We start from the raw sequence: 14,771 nt of genomic DNA, 5'->3' as shown, positions 1-14,771 counted from the left end.
TTCGTGTGTGGAGATCGACTATCCGGGCTCCGCAGAGGGCGTGCGTCGGGTGGTGATAGCGGAAAGGTGCGGGTCTTATGGAAACGGTTCGATTTGCGCTGTTTGGGTGCGGGAAAATTGCCGTCAAGCATGCTGCAGCGTTGCGCCAAATTACGCATGCCCGCTTAGTAGCCGTTTGTGATGTCGACGCGGTCATGGCCCGTACCGTAGCGACACGTTTTGAAGTGCCGAGTTATAGCGATCTCGATGGGCTGTTAGCCCAGCATGAAGTGGATGTGGTCTGCGTCTTGACGCCGAGCGGGTTGCATGCTGCCCATGCTATCCAGGTGGCCCAGACGAAAAAACACGTGGTCGTTGAAAAGCCGATGGCCCTGACGTTAGACGATGCAGATGCGATGATTCGTGCCTGTGACGAACACGGTGTAAAACTGTTTGTCGTCAAACAGAACCGGTATAACGAGGCCGTCGTGGGGTTGAAGCGGGCGCTTGTGGATGAGCGGTTTGGAAAGTTGGTGCTGGGGGCAGTGCGACTCCGATGGTGCCGCAAACAAGAATATTACGATCAGGCCGGTTGGCGGGGGACGTGGGCCATGGATGGCGGCGTGTTGGCGAATCAGGCGAGCCATCACATCGATCTCTTAGAGTGGATGATGGGCCCGGTCGATAGTGTGATGGCGAAGATCTCGACCCGCTTGTCCAATATTGAAGTTGAAGATACCGGGTTGGCGATGTTCCAATTCCGCAACGGTGCGTTGGGTGTCGTGGAGGCAACGACGGCCACTCGTCCCCGGGATCTCGAAGGCTCGATTAGTGTGTTAGGGGAGCGCGGCTCTGTTGAACTGGGTGGGTTTGCGGCGGATCGGGTGAAGCACTGGGAATTTAGTATCCCGACCCCGGAAGATGACGCCATGCGGCAGGGGGGTGGCCCCCAGCGATCGGCGGAACAGCAATTTGCGCACGGGCATGCGATGTATTTGCAGGGGGTCGTCGAAAGTATTCGTAATCACACGAAAGCCCTCGTGGATGGGATTGAAGGGCGGAAATCGCTCGAATTGATCAACGCGATTTATGAATCGGCGGAAACGGGTCGGGAAGTGCATTTGCGTTTTAAGCCGCGCCTGTGTCGATTGGGTCAAAAATAATGTCGTCTCGTTGTAACCATCACGAATGCCAAATCGACCCCTCTGCCCGCGTGGCGGGGGCGCAGATCGGGCGTGGGACGCGCATTTGGAGCGACGTCCATATCTTGCCGGGCGCGCGAATCGGTGAGCGGTGCAACATCGGAGAGGGCTGTTTTATTGAATCGGATGTTTCTCTGGGGAATGGGGTGGTGTTGAAGACGGGCATTTCGGTATGGGAGCGAGTGACTTTAGAAGATTATGTCTTTGTGGGGCCGGAAGTGGCCTTTACGAATGACCGCTACCCACGCGCCAATCCCGATTTTCGTACCGGTGCGAAAGGTTGGGAACGAACCGTCGTTCGGCAAAATGCCACGATCTGCGCAAATGCCACGTTGGTTTGCGGGATAGAGATTGGTGAATGGACCGTAGTGGCCGCAGGGGCGGTCGTGACCAAATCGATCCCGGCGTACCAATTGTGGCTCGGTAATCCAGCGCGGTTTTATCGACATGTCTGCATGTGCGGGCGCCCACTTTCCGAGACCCTAACATGCCTGTGCGGGCGCCGCTATATGATGGATGCGCAGCACGTTGTGCCGTGCAAGGCATCACACAGAATGGTTGCTCCATGACGCTTCCCCTTTCAGAGCCGTTACACGCGCCTTCCGCAGCGATCGATTACAGCGTCGTCGGGCCCGCCTTCAATGAAGCAGGTAATCTGGAGGAGTTCGTTTCGCGCTGTCTCCAAGCGTTCGAAGCTGAGCACGTACGAGGCGAAGTGGTGTTGGTCGACGACGGGAGCACGGACGCATCGGCCGACGTGTTCGCCGACCTTGTGAATGCGTATCCGCATACCGTCCGAGTGATTCGCCATCGTTGTAATCGGGGACTGACGCAGGCGCTGCAGACCGGATTTGTGAATGCGCGGGGCGAACACATCATTTGGATTTCACCTGATTTGGAATCATATCCGGACACAGATATTCCCCGGATGATCGCCAGCTTTCGGGAAGGGGCGGATGTCGTTGTCGGGTGCCGGCGGCATCGGGGTGACGGCAAGCGGTTTTCTTCGAAAATATATAATGTGGTCAGCAATTACCTTTTTGGGACGGCGTTGCGCGATATGAACTGGATCAAAGGGTTCCGCCGGATTTGTTTGCCGGCCTTGGAACTGCGTGGAGATTGGCATCGGTTTATGGTCATAATGCTCTCGCAAGCAGGATATCGGATCGTGGAGACGGAGGTGGATTGGCACCCGCGTCGCTATGGGCGTTCGAAGTTTGGTTTGCGACGGTTTCCGCTTGCCGTGGTCGATGTGCTCAGTCTGTGGTTTCTGTTAAAGTTTAGTCAGAAGCCGATGCGTTTATTTGGCACTGTGGGGACGGTGCTGGTGGGGGTGGGTCTGCTGTTGCATGGTGCGCTTACGATGATGTATCTGATATGGCATACGCAGATTCGCCCTTTTTTTTGGACCGCGCTTGTGTTTGAAATGATGGGCGTGTTTTTCCTGCTGTTCGGTTTCCTTGCGGAATTAGTCGAACGGCTGCGTCACGAATTTCATACGTTGTTCAATACCACAGTGGCGGCTTTGCCCGATCCCGACTGGGTGGAAATTCAGCCCACATTACGGCGAGTCCAACCCCCATCCGCATGAAAGCCGTCGGCATTGCAACTAATGCTGGAAAATGGTCCTTCAGCGAAACAATCTCGCGGACTTTAGTGTGTGCTATTGTCTGTTCGCTTCCGATCATGCTTTTCAACCCGATGGTGTATCGCCTGCAGGTGACGGAAGCGCTCGTTGCGCTGCTCTTGCTCGTCATGATGTGGCGGATGGGCCACGGCTCCGAACGTCTGGTGCGGCCGCCTATCGCACTATGCGCGGTGGCCGTGTGGATCGGTTGCGCTTGTGTTTCCGTCCGCAATGCGCCGGTGCCGCGTGAAGCCTGGATTGAGACCGGTAAACTTGTTTATCTCTGGGGCCTTGCCTATCTCCTGTATCATCATGGAGTACGGTATCGCATGGGGGAGCAGCTCTGGAATTGGATGGCAATTGCGTTTGGGATTGTGCTGGGCGGTGTGGTGCTGGGACTGGGATTGTTGCTGTGTGGAGTGGAAAATGCACTAGTGCATCCGTATCGCATTATTGCGATTGCGCTCAATATCGATAGCTGGGTGGATTATGTTCCCCGTGCCCACTCGTTTCTGCAGCCGACGGCAAATATGCTCGGGGCCTATTTGGCAGGGATGACGCTTCCGGTGATGCTGTATATGGAAGCGCGTGGTTGGTGGCCCTCGCGATGGCGTCTTATCGCTGGGACGGTAGGGGTATTGGGAGCGGGCGCCTTGACGATGTCACGGACAGTCGTGGGCATCCTGGTTGCCACGGGCATTGGGTGGTATTGGATAGGGCGCACGCGAAAGTGGCGCTGGGGAGGCATAGGATTCTGTGTGGTGGGACTCCTGACGTGGTTCGCACTGATCCCATTTACCGTGTTCTATCCGCTTCATGTTGGTGCATCGTACAGCACCCATCCCGATTTCAAGAAGGAGATGATCGTTGACGATCGGGGCCGCGTTCGGCCGAATCCGGTCTATTTCTTGCGTCCTGGATACGGCATGGAACAGTGGACATTCCAATTCGGGTATGGCTTTAACCATTATGCGTGGTTGAAGTACGGGGCATGGACATTATTCCGGCGGCACCCGGTCATTGGTCTGGGTCTTGGTCAGTACGGGCGCGGGAGGCAAGCGTTGCAAGCGGAAGGTGTGTTGCCTCCGGATTTGCACGAGTATGCCTCGGCGCAGAGCCAATATGCCACGTCGCTGGCGGAGATGGGCCTGGTCGGATTCCTGGTTGGCGGTGGGGCATGTGTCGTGCTCGGTTGGGGGTTGCTGCATCGGGGGCGGCGCGCGCAAGCCGTTGCCATTGCGCTGGGGATTGTTGCAATAATTGCGCTTGATATTGATGTGATTGCTTTTCGCTGGGTGTGGGGTCTGGTGGGGATTGGGTTAGTTCCACTGGGTCTCGGTGTGCAACACGATGGGTTGAGAGGAGTATAGTATGACGAAATGGCGTATCCCGTTGGTTGATTTGGAGCAACAGTATCAGCGTATTCGAGAAGAGATGGAGCCGGCTCTCCAAGCCGTGCTGACGCAAGCACAATTCATCGGCGGTCCCGCCGTGGCTGCATTTGAGCGGCAATTTGCCGAATTTTGTGGTGTGCGATACGTCGTTGGAGTCGGGAATGGGACGGATGCCCTGTATGTGACGTTACGGGCGTTGGGAATAGGGCCGGATGATGAAGTCATTCTTCCATCTCATACCTTTATTGCGACCAGCGAGGCCGTCCGGTTGGTAGGAGCGCGGCCGGTGTTTGCGGACATTTCTGCCGAAACGTTCAATCTTGATCCTGCCGAAGTGGAACGGAAAATCACGGCTTGCACGAAGGCCATTTTGCCGGTTCACCTCTATGGACAGCCCGCCGCTTTGGAGGCTCTCACGACATTGGCGAAGCGGCATCAGCTGCTCCTGGTGGGCGATGCGGCGCAGGCGCATGGCGCCTCCTACTGTGGTACACCGATCGCGCGTTTCGGTAATGCCACGACGTTCAGTTTCTACCCGGGCAAAAACCTAGGGGCGTATGGCGACGGCGGTGCGGTGGCGACCGACGATGAAGCACTGGCGAAGCGTATTCGCATGATCGCCAACCACGGCCGCACGCAAAAATATGTCCACGATCTCGAAGGCGTGAATAGTCGGCTCGACGGATTACAGGCGGCCGTGCTTGCGGTCAAACTGCGCCACTTGGCCGACTGGAACGAATGCCGCCGTCGTTGTGCAGTGCAGTATACGGATCTGTTGCGGCATGTGGCGGGTGTCCAGACGCCCAATATTCCGGAAGAGGCAACCCATGTGATGCATTTGTATGTGATTCGAGTGCCGGCAGAACGTCGGGAGTCTTTGCTGGCGTCCTTGCGCAACGACGGCATCGACGCCGGGATTCACTACCCGGTTCCATTGCACTTACAGCCGTGTTATCGCAGTCTTGGCTATGCAGAAGGTTCGCTGCCAGTGACGGAAACAGTCGCCCGGGAAATTGTCAGTTTGCCGATGTTTCCCGAACTGACGGCTGATCAAGTGACAGTGGTTGCCGATGCCGTGAAGCGCTATGTCTGCTAATCATGAGGAGACAGGTCCAGTGGCCGTTGCCATCGGATGCGATTGTGATCCGGATCGTCCGAATTTCGGTGGGCCGACGTATCAGGCGGAGCGATTGCGTTGGGATGGCATTGCGCTCGGCATCGAGGCGTTTCGTCGCGAGCGGAAGGCCTTTGCGGATGCTACCGGCTGGTGGCCCAAGGTGACGTGGAATGTGCGTGCTGATGAGCAGGTGGCGCGAGCCCATGGCGACGCGAGATATTGCGTCCGGACTTTTCGGGCGTTGTGGGAAGCGTTGCGCCTGGAGGGTGATGAAATTGCGTGGCATCAGCATTTGTGGGCATGGGATTCATCCCGTGGAGAATGGTTTCAAAAAATCGGTGACCGATCGTTTATTGAAGGTTGTTTTGAGAATGGATTTCGCCAATTTTCAGCGGAATGGGGGAGTCCACCACGCACCGTACATGCGGGCTGGTGCTATCAAGATAATGATACACTCGCCGCGCTTGCAGCGCTCGGTATCACGATCGATTACTCTGCGGTCCCTGGTCATAATACCCTTGGACGTGGAACGATGGATCAGGCCGACTGGTCGCGCGCGCCGACGATCCCGTATTATCCCTCTCGAGTGGACTACCAAATGGCGGGCGCGCACTCGGCGAAACAATTATCCCTGTTGGAGATCCCTGCGAGTGTTGGTCGCGACTGCGTATTAAGCATCGGGAAGCAATTGCGCGAGCAGATCAAGCGGCGAGAATTTTGTTGGTCAGGAGGTCTGGCATATTTTGTGCCTTTAGTGACGCTGCATTCTCGAGTGTGCCGGCCCTTGTTCGCGAGCGCCTTGAAACGCATGTCGAAGCCCCACCGGTACATTCTGAGTTATTTTCATTGCGATGAACTGTTAGGCGATCATGCCAAGTCCGGCCTCGTCAATTATTTGTATGGGCAACGGTACCTGTTTCAAAATGTGCGTTGGTTAGCGGAACATGTCGGCGCGCGTCCTCTCACATTTGTGACGGTTGCGGAGCTTGCGCAACACATGGGGTATTCGGGGTGTTGATTGCCACGTCTACTGTTGCTGACTCACTGTTACCCGTGCAACGTCCATGACGTCAGCGGACGTTTCTTGTTGCCGTTAGTGCGCCGGCTTGTGCAAAGTGGCGTGGATGTAGTCGTGTGTACGCCGCAATGGCAAGCGGCGGCACTGCCGCAAGGATTTGTTGGAGAGCGCGTGATCAGTTTCCCGTGGTCGGGTGAGCGCCTGGGACGATTATCACCCTGGCGGCCGGACCACTGGTGGCGATTAATTTGCTTGATTCACCGATGGCGGCGAGTGGTCCGTTGGCAGCTGCAGCAGGGCTTGCAAATTGATGCCGCCATCGCCGCGTGGGGCATTCCGGCCGGATGCGTACTGCGAACGTTGGGATTGGCGGAAATCCCGAGGGCTGTTTGGTGGCTCGGCACCGATATACGGCAAGTGAACCGGCGGCTGGCTTGGCCTTTTTTGTATTGGCTCGGACGTGGGGGGATGCAACATTGGGCCAATAGCCAGCGGAACGGGTCCTTATTGACGCAGCAAACAGGTTGGAACGTACGATTCGTTGCACTTGGCGCGGAGGGGGAGACAACGTCCGCGTGTCTTCCCAATACGACGTCGCGGCGTCGAACTATCGTGAGTATTGGCCGCTTGGAGCGTGTTAAAGGGTTTGATGTCGCTATTCAAGCGGTGCAAAAGCTGCTTGATAATGGCGTGAGCATTGATTACGTCATCATCGGCGATGGGGCGGAGCGGAGTGCGCTTGAAGCGTTGAGCCGGAGGAGCTTCCCGTGCATTCGGTTGTTGGGGCAGCTGGACCAGACGGCTTGTATGGCCGAATTGTCCAAAGCTGCCGCCGTGATGATCTCCTCACGATCGGAAGGAATGCCGCTGGTGTTTTTTGAGGCACTCCAGGCAGGCAAACCGGTGATTGCGACCGATGTCGGTGATATTCGCGAATGTATCGGGAATTCGCACTTGGGAGCCGTGAGTCCATCGGAAGATATAGAATCCTTGGCGGAAAACCTCGCGAAAGTGCTCGATGGGCGCGTGAGATTTGACGCGGAACGGGCCGCAACCATTACGGCGATGTATGCGTTGGACCGTACCATGGAGCAAGTGCTGCGGCTGTTGTGTTCTTCATGAGGAGTTGATTGGCTATGAGCTATCGACAACAGCGTGTCTTGGTAACCGGAGCGAGCGGTTTCATCGGCAGTCATTTGGTCGAGACCTTAGTGGCGGCGGGGGCTCGAGTGACTGCGTGGGTCCACTATAATGGGCGCAACGATTGGGGCAATTTGGAAGGGTTGAGTCGCGATGTACTGCAGTCGTGTCAGATCATCGAAGGGGATGTCACCGACTCCGCCTTTGCCCGCAAGGCCGCTGAGGGGCAGGACGTTATCTTCCACTTGGCAGCCCTAATTGGGATTCCGTATTCCTATTTGGCTCCGTTGAGTTATGTGCGAACCAATGTCGAGGGGACCGTGAATTTACTGGAAGCAGCGCGCTATACGGGCGTGCGACGCTTTGTCCATACGTCCACAAGTGAGGCCTACGGGACGGCACAATTTGTGCCCATCACGGAAGTGCACCCGTTGCAGGGGCAGTCGCCATATTCGGCCTCAAAAATTGCCGCCGATAAGATGGCCGAGAGTTATTACTGTGCGTTTTCGTTGCCGGTCATCGTGGTGCGCCCTTTTAATACATACGGCCCACGCCAATCGGCCCGTGCCGTGATTCCGACGATTGCTTCCCAACTGTTGGCTGGCCAGCACACCATCCGGCTCGGTTCGTTGACGCCGGTACGCGACATGAATTATGTGACGGACATTGTCGCCGGATTTTTGGCGGCCGGGCAGTGCGATGTACAGTGCCTGGGTGAGACGATCAATCTCGGGTCTGGTGTCGGGGTCACTATTGCGCACATCGCGGAAGCCTTGATGCGCATCACCGGTCAACGTGCAGCTATTGTGGAAGATGCGCAGCGCGTCCGGCCGGCACAGAGCGAAGTGTTCCAGTTGATTGCCTCGAATGAAAAAGCCGCGCGGTTGTTGCATTGGCAATCGAAAGTGGCATTAGAAACCGGATTGCGCCACGTCGCCGAATATGTTGCGGCCTCATCCGGGCGCTATAAGCCGAACCGATATAATGTATAAAGGGGTGTGGTATTCGCAGGCCAATGATAGAGGCGGAGAGCGATGATGAAGGCTGTGATATTAGCCGGTGGAGAAGGGCGGCGTCTGCGCCCGTATACGACAATCTTGCCAAAACCGCTGATGCCGTTGGGCCAGAAGCCGATATTGGAATATGTCATTGAACGACTCGTTCGTGCCGGCATTCGGGATATTGCGGTTTCCGTCGGATATTTGTCGGGATTGATCGAGGCGTATTTTGGTTCGGGGGAAAAATGGAATGCGCAGCTTGAATACTTACAAGAAGCGACGCCGTTGGGGACCGTGGGACCGCTGCACTTGGTGCGCGGAGTCGAAGACGCGTTCCTCGTGATCAACGGCGATATCCTGACGAATGTCGATTTCCAGGCCTTTGCATCGTTTCACCAACGAGAGCAGCATGCGTTGTCGATCGCGACGGTTCGGAAGGAAGTGAAAATTGACCTCGGAGTGCTTGAACTGAATTCCCGAGGCATCGTGACCGACTATCGTGAGAAGCCCGTCTTGCATCATGATGTGAGTATGGGGGTCTATTGTTGTTCTCCTCGTGTGTTGTCTTATATTCCACAGGGTCAACGTTGTGACCTGCCGGATTTAGTCAAAACGATACTGCGTGCCGGCGAGCCGGTCGGCGCATACCGCCATGAGGGGTATTGGCTCGATATCGGTCGTCCCGAGGATTACGAGCGAGCGCTCGACGAGCTCGAACGGTATGCGTGAGGAGTGGTTGATGGCAGCGACACCGTCGGTGGGGCGCATCATCATTACCGGTGCAACGGGTTTTCTCGGTCGCGCATTTATGGAACAACGGTCGCCGGATATACCGTATTCGATAGTGGTTCGTCGTGGCAGTGCCGTCGAGGGAGCGGATGCCATTATCGGGGATGTGCGGGAACCCGGCGTTTGGCAAGACGCGGTGGCGCAGAGTGGCGCCACGCATGTCGTTTATTTGGCCGGGGTGCGAACTGGTTCGCTAACCGAATTGGATGCTGTTCATTGCGCCGGTTTGCGCAATGTCTTGCAGCCGCTACGGACTCGGCCGCCGTGGGTGCTTTTTGTGAGCAGTGGTGCCGTGTATGGCGAACAGTCCGCGGACCAGTTCCCGCTCGTCGAACACACGCTGCCGCGGCCGATCAGCGAATATGCCGCCTCTAAATGGCGGGCCGAACAATGGTTACAGGGGGAAGTCGCTGCCGGTCGGGTTGCCGGGGCCTGTGTCGTGCGGCCAGCTAATCTGATCGGACCGGGGATGTCTCGGGATTTCTTTTTGGGGAAATTGCTGGATGCAATGTGCGCCCGTGTTCATCGCCCGGAATTGCTAGACATTCCGATCGACGTCGGTTCTCTGGCGGTGTCACGTGATTTTGTCGATGTGCGGGATGTTGTGGTCGGTCTGCATTGTCTGGTGCGCGCGTCGGTGCGGGGCGTGTTCAATATGGGGTCCGGGCGCGAAACATGGTTACAAGCCCTCGTGCAGTTGGTTCAAGATGCCGTCCATCTGCCGGTCCAGCTGGTTGAAGACGTTGAGCAGCGGATGGTCGTCATTCGGCGTCAAGCGCTTTCAGTGGAGGCGATTCGCGCAGTAGTCGGATGGTGTCCACAACTGACGTTGCAGCAGAGTGTGACCGATATATGGCATGCTATGCCGAATGGTGCGCGATGACCGGTGTTACGGAAGAACAAGCGGATGGTACGTGTCCAACGGTTGTATTGCTGACTCGCACGGATCCGGCGAATTGTTATATTGCGTGCCAGTTAGCGGCCAGTCGGCGGTTATGTTTGGTGGCAATCGTTACGGAAGACCGTCGGCGTGGCCAATGGCAACTCTTGAAGAAGAAAATCCGTAGGGCGTGGCGACAACAACGGTGGCGCGGTGTATTCACTTTGGGATTCGCCGTCCCATGGTTGTATTGGTACGATCGCCGGACGGTGCACTTGCAGCAGCGGACATTGTGGGGACACGCACGCCCTCAATTTCCCGCCGGCGTGCGTCACGAGGCGTTCCCATCGTTGAATACAGATGCGGTTGAACGATTACTACACGGACTATGTCCTGATTTTCTCCTCGTGTCCGGTACCTGTCTCCTGGAGCCGCGTATCTTTGGCCGGGCGAAGGAGGGTGCGTTGAATCTCCATATGGGGATCACGCCGGAATATCGGGGGAGTCGTGGGGAATTTTGGGCGTTATCTCGGGGTGATTTTCAAAATGTGGGGTTGACCGTGCATCGCATCGATACAGGCATCGATACAGGAGTTATTCTGTTGCAACGGCGACTCTCAGTAGCTCCGGAAGATAATGAACGGACACTGCGCATAAAAAATATTCAGGTGGCCGCTTCGCTGTTCGAGGAAGCGGTCGTGGCATGCACTACTGGTTCATTGTCCGCTGTGGAATCCCATGGGCGGGTCAGTCGTTTTTTTTCCACGCCGATGCCGTGGCAGGTGTGGAAAATGCGGTGTCGACGAAGTTGGGCGCGCTGCCGCGGCAAGCAAGGCACTTCATGAACTTGAGAAGACGCATGTTTCAAGTGGCCACGGGATTGCTGATAGCGGCTGCCGTTGCCAGTATCGGTTACCAGGTGGCTGCGCAATGGGATGTGCTGCGGCATGGGCCGGCCACATGGTATTGGCCCTTGTGGATTGCGGCCGGATTGCTGTTGGATCTCTATTGGTTCTACCAAATTCTTTTGTGGCGCAGGATTATGTCGATGTTAGGAAGCCGGGTTGACTGGTCTGTAGCCGTCCGATTGTTCTTTATTAGTAATCTTCTCGCCTATATTCCTGGTAAGGTTGCGAATGTCTTGGGGGTGGCGGCATTTGCGCATCGGTATCGAATCTCTGCCGTGCATGCAGGGGCGACCGTTGTCCTGCTCCAGATTTATTCCTTGCTCAGTGGAGTACTTCTGATAGCGGTGGCGTGGGCGCTTTGGCCTGAGGCGCTACAGCGAGTTTTCCCGTCTGGAACGATGCCGGCGTTGCTTGTGATTGCCGGTATCGGATTGCTCGTGGTCTGTTCTCCGCTGCTCGACGTGTGCGTGCGATGGCTGCTGCGCTGCATGGGGAGACCCGTGGTGGCGATCGGGCTTTCCCCGAGTCGACATCTTTGCAATGTCGGGCAGTATTTGGGCGGATGGGTGCTCCCCGGCGCGAGTTTGTGGTGCGTCGTGGTGAGTTTTCTTCCCCAGGACGTCGTATGGCCACCGGTGCTAGGTGTAACGGCAATTTTTATTGGGAGTTATTTGCTGGGGCTGATTGCCGTGCTGATGCCTGCCGGTTTGGGTGTGACCGAGGCGGGGTTGATTTTTGGTTTGACGCGGTATTGTGGCACAGCCCACGCAGTATGGGGGGCGGTCGTATTGCGAGGGCTCATTTTGCTCACCACGATCCTGCCGTTGTGCATTTTATTGCTCAGGGCACGTGTTGGAAAGACGCGCAGCTCACCGGAGCAGGCGATGCTTTCAAAAGAGGAGGCCATATGACGAAGGGAGCAATTTCTCTGCAGCAGCAGAGTGAATTTTATGATGTGTTTTGGCGGAAGCAGAGGCGACTAATGGATCGTGTGCAATGTTTCTACTACTCGGATGAAAAGAGTCGGGAACGGTTGCTGCAGCATTTGCTGCGCATCCACGGTCAACGGTTCCCATGCGGCGGTCGGGGTTTTGATTTGGGGTGTGGACGAGGGCGCGTCGCCAGTTGGTTGGCTACGCGTGGATGGCGCATGAGCGGATTGGATTTGTCGCCTGCTACTATTGCCACCAATACGCAACGATATCCGGACATTGAATTCGTGAGCGGTGATCTTTTAGCCTATCCCCATTACCAATTTGGTATCTATGATTTGGTGGTGAGCTTAGAGGTCATGGAGCATCTGGTCCCCGAGCAACGGTCCAACTATGCACAAGTCATCAGTCGGTTGCTCAAGACGGATGGTGTGGCCATTATTTCGACACCTAATGCTTTTACTGTGCGGCGCTTGGGGCTGCCGTCGGATCAACCGCTGGATTTCTGGATGGAACCCGATGAATTTCGGTCCTATTTCGAGGAAGAATTTGTCGTGCTCGATTATTGTACGGCGGCACTTTGTTGGCGAAACCGCGCGGCGAATTTTTTGTGGAAATTGACTCCGTTGGTCAACGCGTGGGCCGATAAATATATCCGCCATACCGGTAAAGGAAAATATCAGATGTTGATGTTGCAAAAGCGTCGTTCGTCTGCGGGGGAACGGTAGATCATGTGCGGCATCGGGGTTGTCATCGGTGCGGAAGGAGAGCGGGTTGAGCCGCTCTTGGAGCGGTTAACCGTTCTTCTGTCGCATCGCGGCCCCGATGACGTCGGTGTTCGGACACTGGCTGCTCCTGGGGGGCGGCAAATCGGGCTGTGTCACCGACGGCTTTCGATTATCGACCTCAGTAGCGCGGGGCATCAGCCAATGGCGGATGAGTACGGCAATGTCCTCGTGTTCAACGGAGAGATCTATAATTTTCAAGAATTGCGGGCATCGTTACAGCAGCGAGGTGAGGTGTTCCATTCTGCGAGTGATAGCGAAGTCCTGCTCCGCGCGTATCGCCATTTCCCGGTGGACGTGCTGCTGAATCAATTGCGCGGCATGTTCGCATTCGCGTTGTGGGATGCATGCCGAAAGCAGCTCTTGCTGGCTCGCGACCCGATGGGGATCAAGCCGCTCTACTTTTCAACGCACCCCGGTCGCTTTGCTTGTGCCTCTGAGGCCAAGGCCTTGGTCGGCGCCGGATTGGCGGATGCGTCGCTCGATCCGGCCGGGCTGGATACTTTTTTGTCCTATGGATCGGTGGTTGCGCCGCTCAGCATCTATCGGGAGGTTCGCAGCCTGATGCCCGGCTCGTATCTCTGGGTGGAGGCCGATGGTACGGTGACGGCTCCGCATCGGTACTGGCATTGGGATGCCATCCCTCAGGATGTTGATCCGGAAGAGCGTACGCATGTACTCCAGCGGGCTGTTGAACGACACTTAGTCGCCGATGTGCCTGTGGCGATTTTTCTTTCCGGTGGCTTCGATTCGACGGCCATGTTGGCGACTGCGGCAACTGTACAGGCGGATCCGATTGAGACATTTACGGTATCGTTCCCGGACGCGGCGATGTGGTCGGAAGGGCGACAGGCAATGCAGATTGCCGAACACTTTCATGCGCGTCATCACGACATCCCCATCACGCTGGAAGAGGCGATGGAGCAGTTGCCCCCGTACTTTACGGCCATGGATCAACCGAGCGTGGATGGATTGAATATTTTTCTGATCAGCCGTGCGGTGCGGGCCTCTGGTATCAAGGCGTGCTTTCATGGGGTCGGTGGGGATGAACTGTTTGGTGGTTATGCGGCGTTTTGCGATGTTCCACGGGCGCTCTGTTTTAGGAGATGCCCGGCTTGGGTGCGTAGGATTGGTGCCCGCTTCTTTCGTGGAGATATTCCGAGCCAATGGAAACGGGCCGAGGCGTTGCGTCATCCGCATTCCCTGTTGGATCTCTACCTCCTCCGCCGCCGTCTCTTTCGCTATGAAGAGCGCGCCGCATTACTCGCACAGCCACCCCCGTTGGGACCATCGGGGCTCCCCGCCGAATGGCTGACGTACGCCCATTCGTTGGTCGATAGTAGCCGCAATACATTCGATGCGCTGAGCCGTCTCGAGTTGGCATTGTATGCGGGCAATACCCTGTTGCCGGATGGCGATGTGATGAGTATGGTCCATGGATTGGAAGTGCGCTTACCGTTGCTGGATCTTGATTTAATACGGACCATGCTTGGTACATCGCCGGAAGCAAAGCGGCGGCGCTGCGGGGGATGGCCGAAGCCGGCGCTCGTGGCGGCCGTTCCGGATTTCCCAGTGCAATTCATGTCGAAGCAAAAGCGAGGCTTCGCATTGCCGTTTGATCAATGGTTACGTCGTGACCTCAAGCCGCGGGCGGAATCCCTACTGTTTGGCGCTGAGGCGGATAGGATTTTTTCTTCCGAGGCGGCGCAGCGCATATGGAATCGTTTTGCTCGGACGCAGGGAACCGCGGATTGGTTGCGTACTTGGGCCCTGTACGCCGCCACTTCCTGGTATGGACAGCGCGCCATACATTAAGGAACGGTCGTGGATATCATCGCCGCCTACGCGGAACGGTGGGATACCCCGCTGCGGACATCGAAGCATCATTTCCTAGAACGCTTTGCCAGGCGTGGTGATCGCGTATTGTATGTGGAGATCCCGCCGACACCACTAACGGTGCTGCGGCGCCCCCGTGAATTTTTGGCGGAGACGTGGCCGCGTA

General features: G+C 56.5%; 14 protein-coding genes. All 14 read left to right on the top strand.

What is annotated here, in order from left to right; translation table 11 throughout:
* Window positions 1–77 precede the first annotated feature (77 nt).
* The 14 genes from HY696_09635 to asnB are packed head-to-tail and all read left to right on the top strand — an operon-like array spanning window position 78 to window position 14,584.
* The gene (locus HY696_09635) at window positions 78–1,142 is read left to right on the top strand and encodes a Gfo/Idh/MocA family oxidoreductase (GenBank protein ID MBI4238659.1); all 1,065 of its coding nucleotides are present in this window, start codon (window positions 78–80) and stop codon (window positions 1,140–1,142) included.
* Window positions 1,142–1,750, top strand: a complete 609-nt coding sequence (locus HY696_09630; GenBank protein MBI4238658.1) for an N-acetyltransferase — start codon at window positions 1,142–1,144, stop codon at window positions 1,748–1,750. The genes HY696_09635 and HY696_09630 overlap by 1 nt, the downstream gene beginning before the upstream one ends.
* A complete protein-coding gene (locus HY696_09625; protein MBI4238657.1) occupies window positions 1,747–2,772 on the top strand; it encodes a glycosyltransferase in 1,026 nt (341 codons plus the stop codon). Before HY696_09630 ends, HY696_09625 begins: the two co-directional genes overlap by 4 nt.
* Window positions 2,769–4,178 carry a hypothetical protein gene (locus tag HY696_09620; protein MBI4238656.1) on the top strand — a complete coding sequence of 470 codons (1,410 nt, stop codon included), beginning with the start codon at window positions 2,769–2,771 and terminating at the stop codon, window positions 4,176–4,178. The genes HY696_09625 and HY696_09620 overlap by 4 nt, the downstream gene beginning before the upstream one ends.
* A gap of 1 nt (window position 4,179) precedes the next feature.
* Window positions 4,180–5,298, top strand: a complete 1,119-nt coding sequence (locus tag HY696_09615; protein ID MBI4238655.1) for a DegT/DnrJ/EryC1/StrS family aminotransferase — start codon at window positions 4,180–4,182, stop codon at window positions 5,296–5,298.
* On the top strand, window positions 5,288–6,337 hold the full coding sequence (locus tag HY696_09610) for a hypothetical protein (GenBank protein MBI4238654.1): 1,050 nt from the start codon (window positions 5,288–5,290) through the stop codon (window positions 6,335–6,337). The genes HY696_09615 and HY696_09610 overlap by 11 nt, the downstream gene beginning before the upstream one ends.
* Window positions 6,338–7,459, top strand: a complete 1,122-nt coding sequence (locus HY696_09605; protein ID MBI4238653.1) for a glycosyltransferase — start codon at window positions 6,338–6,340, stop codon at window positions 7,457–7,459.
* Window positions 7,460–7,473: 14 nt separating this feature from the next.
* A complete protein-coding gene (locus HY696_09600) occupies window positions 7,474–8,469 on the top strand; it encodes a GDP-mannose 4,6-dehydratase (GenBank protein MBI4238652.1) in 996 nt (331 codons plus the stop codon).
* A 45-nt stretch (window positions 8,470–8,514) separates the two neighbouring features.
* Window positions 8,515–9,204, top strand: coding sequence for an NTP transferase domain-containing protein (locus tag HY696_09595; GenBank protein ID MBI4238651.1), 690 nt, complete (start codon window positions 8,515–8,517; stop codon window positions 9,202–9,204).
* 10 nt (window positions 9,205–9,214) lie between these two features.
* Window positions 9,215–10,147, top strand: coding sequence for an NAD(P)-dependent oxidoreductase (locus tag HY696_09590; protein MBI4238650.1), 933 nt, complete (start codon window positions 9,215–9,217; stop codon window positions 10,145–10,147).
* A complete protein-coding gene (locus HY696_09585; GenBank protein ID MBI4238649.1) occupies window positions 10,117–10,989 on the top strand; it encodes a hypothetical protein in 873 nt (290 codons plus the stop codon). Before HY696_09590 ends, HY696_09585 begins: the two co-directional genes overlap by 31 nt.
* A gap of 14 nt (window positions 10,990–11,003) precedes the next feature.
* Complete coding sequence (locus HY696_09580) at window positions 11,004–11,963, top strand: flippase-like domain-containing protein (GenBank protein ID MBI4238648.1); 960 nt, start codon at window positions 11,004–11,006, stop codon at window positions 11,961–11,963.
* On the top strand, window positions 11,960–12,712 hold the full coding sequence (locus HY696_09575; protein ID MBI4238647.1) for a class I SAM-dependent methyltransferase: 753 nt from the start codon (window positions 11,960–11,962) through the stop codon (window positions 12,710–12,712). Before HY696_09580 ends, HY696_09575 begins: the two co-directional genes overlap by 4 nt.
* Window positions 12,713–12,715: 3 nt before the next feature.
* Entirely contained in the window at window positions 12,716–14,584 is a 1,869-nt protein-coding gene (asnB, locus tag HY696_09570; GenBank protein MBI4238646.1) for an asparagine synthase (glutamine-hydrolyzing), read from the top strand.
* Window positions 14,585–14,771 lie beyond the last annotated feature (187 nt).

The organism is Deltaproteobacteria bacterium (assembly GCA_016210045.1).
Classification (GTDB): domain Bacteria; phylum UBA10199; class UBA10199.
The sequence above is the reverse complement of the archived record's forward strand: the minus strand, read 5'-3'. Positions and strand labels throughout refer to the sequence as shown.

Excerpts from the sequence above, each read along its gene's own strand:
- HY696_09635 (MBI4238659.1), top strand. The coding sequence starts at position 78 with ATGGAAACGGTTCGATTTGCGCTGTTTGGGTGCGGGAAAATTGCCGTC.
- HY696_09630 (MBI4238658.1), top strand. The coding sequence starts at position 1,142 with ATGTCGTCTCGTTGTAACCATCACGAATGCCAAATCGACCCCTCTGCC.
- HY696_09625 (MBI4238657.1), top strand. The coding sequence starts at position 1,747 with ATGACGCTTCCCCTTTCAGAGCCGTTACACGCGCCTTCCGCAGCGATC.
- HY696_09620 (MBI4238656.1), top strand. The coding sequence starts at position 2,769 with ATGAAAGCCGTCGGCATTGCAACTAATGCTGGAAAATGGTCCTTCAGC.
- HY696_09615 (MBI4238655.1), top strand. The coding sequence starts at position 4,180 with ATGACGAAATGGCGTATCCCGTTGGTTGATTTGGAGCAACAGTATCAG.
- HY696_09610 (MBI4238654.1), top strand. The coding sequence starts at position 5,288 with ATGTCTGCTAATCATGAGGAGACAGGTCCAGTGGCCGTTGCCATCGGA.
- HY696_09600 (MBI4238652.1), top strand. The coding sequence starts at position 7,474 with ATGAGCTATCGACAACAGCGTGTCTTGGTAACCGGAGCGAGCGGTTTC.
- HY696_09595 (MBI4238651.1), top strand. The coding sequence starts at position 8,515 with ATGAAGGCTGTGATATTAGCCGGTGGAGAAGGGCGGCGTCTGCGCCCG.
- HY696_09590 (MBI4238650.1), top strand. The coding sequence starts at position 9,215 with ATGGCAGCGACACCGTCGGTGGGGCGCATCATCATTACCGGTGCAACG.
- HY696_09585 (MBI4238649.1), top strand. The coding sequence starts at position 10,117 with ATGGCATGCTATGCCGAATGGTGCGCGATGACCGGTGTTACGGAAGAA.
- HY696_09580 (MBI4238648.1), top strand. The coding sequence starts at position 11,004 with ATGTTTCAAGTGGCCACGGGATTGCTGATAGCGGCTGCCGTTGCCAGT.
- HY696_09575 (MBI4238647.1), top strand. The coding sequence starts at position 11,960 with ATGACGAAGGGAGCAATTTCTCTGCAGCAGCAGAGTGAATTTTATGAT.
- asnB (MBI4238646.1), top strand. The coding sequence starts at position 12,716 with ATGTGCGGCATCGGGGTTGTCATCGGTGCGGAAGGAGAGCGGGTTGAG.